Genomic DNA, 1994 nt, shown 5'->3' on the forward strand with positions numbered 1-1994 from the left:
GAGGAATTCGCGCCTCCTTCGACAGCACCACCGGACTGTGGACGGGCGAAGTCCGCAACGAGCGCACCGGCGAGATCGAAATCTGGTCGGCGAACTTCCTGGTCGGCGCCACCGGCTACTACGACTACGACAAGGGCTATCAGCCGGCGTTCCCCGGCGCCGCGGACTTCACCGGCCAGATCGTGCACCCGCAGCACTGGCCCGAGGACCTCGACTACCAGGGCAAGAAGGTCGTGGTGATCGGTTCGGGTGCCACCGCGATCACCCTGATCCCCGCGATGGCCGACGCCGTCGAGCACATCACCATGCTGCAGCGCTCACCCACCTACATCCAGACGCTGCCCTCGAATGATCCCGTCGCGATCACGATGCGCAAAGCCCGTGTGCCGGAGAAGATCGCCTATCGGATCGGCCGTGCCCGCAATATCGCGTTGCAGCGCGCCAGTTTCCAGCTCTCGCGCACCAATCCCGAGCTGGCCAAGAAGGTGTTCTTGAACCAGGTCAGACTGCAAGTGGGCGACAAGATCGACATGCGGCACTTCACGCCCGGTTACAACCCGTGGGATCAGCGTCTGTGCGTGGTGCCCAACGGTGACCTGTTCAAGGCGCTGAAAAGCGGCAAGGCCGATATCGTCACCGACCGCATCGCGAAGTTCACCGAGAAGGGCGTGCTGACCGAGTCGGGCCAGGAGCTCGAGGCCGACATCATCGTCACCGCCACCGGCCTGAACGTGCAGATCGTCGGCGGCGCCGAACTCGTGGTCGACGGCGTACCGGTGGACCCCCACGGTTCGGTGCTCTACAAGGGTGTCCTGATCTCCGGGGTCCCCAATGCCATGATCATTCTCGGCTACACCAACGCGTCGTGGACGCTCAAGGCCGACCTCGCCGCCACCTATTTCTGCCGGGTCCTCAACGCCATGCGCGACGGCGGATACTCCCGATTCTCGGTGCGAGCGGGTGCCGACGACATCGCCGAAGAGTCCGTGATGGGTGGTGACCTGACCTCCGGCTACATCCAGCGCGGCGACGGTGTCATGCCGCGACAGGGGCGGCGCTCTCCCTGGAAGGTGGTCAACAACTACTACCGCGATCGCGCCCTACTCGGCAAAGGCGAACTCCTCGACGGCGTACTGACGTTCGACCGGATCGCCGCACCCCACGGCACGGGGTTGATCCGATGATGTCGTGCCGGCGCACAAGGTTTTATCAGCCCCTCCCGGAATCGACCGTCAGCAGAGCCGCCGCCGGGGAAATTCTGCGAATCAGACCGATGACCGCACGGATCGCCCCGGGAATCACGGTGCGGGCCGACGCGTATCGCGTGTTGTACCGTTCCACCGACCTTGCAGGAAAGCCGATCACGGTCTCGGGAGCAATTCTGATTCCCCGCGATATCTCGGGACCGCTGCCACTGGTCGGGTTCGCTCCGGGCACGCAGGGAATGGCACGTTCGGCAGCGGTGTCGCGGCTACTCGAACGCGGGCTGGAATACGAAGGAGTGTTCATCGCCGCCGCGTTGGCCCGCGGCTGGGTGGTGGCGGTCACGGACTACCCCGGGCTGGGAACCGAGGGAACTCATCCCTATGTGATCGGTCCGGCCAACAGCCGCGCCTTGCTCGACGTCATGCGTGCCGCGCGGTACCTGCTCACCACCCGATCGGCGCAGATCAGCCAGTACGGGATCTACGGCTACTCCGAAGGCGGCAACACTGCCGCCTGGGCCGCGCAGATCCAGTCGCTCTACGCTCCGGATCTGCCGTTGGCCGGTGTCGCTGTCGGCGCGCCACCCGCCGACCTCGCCGAAATGGGTGCGAGCCTCGATCGCACCGCGGGCTTGTTCCTGCTGGTGTACTCGGCGATGGGGCTGGAAGCCAGTTTCGACAACCTGGATCTGCGCCGAAATCTCAACGCCGCGGGCAAGTTCACGCTGCCGGTGATTCGTCGACTGCATCCGCTGGCGCTCGCCGCGGTCGGGTTCGTCATCCCGAAGT

At 65.2% G+C, this 1994-nt stretch carries 2 protein-coding genes; both read left to right on the forward strand.

The window, feature by feature from the left end; translation table 11 throughout:
* A partial coding sequence (locus ACFWF3_RS33855; protein ID WP_379318064.1) for a flavin-containing monooxygenase occupies nt 1–1184 on the forward strand: 1184 nt, incomplete at its 5' end.
* Nucleotides 1185–1273: 89 nt separating this feature from the next.
* A partial coding sequence (locus ACFWF3_RS33860) for a lipase family protein (protein WP_379318066.1) occupies nt 1274–1994 on the forward strand: 721 nt, incomplete at its 3' end.

Source organism: Nocardia sp. NPDC060220 (assembly GCF_042727815.1).
Taxonomy (GTDB): domain Bacteria; phylum Actinomycetota; class Actinomycetes; order Mycobacteriales; family Mycobacteriaceae; genus Nocardia.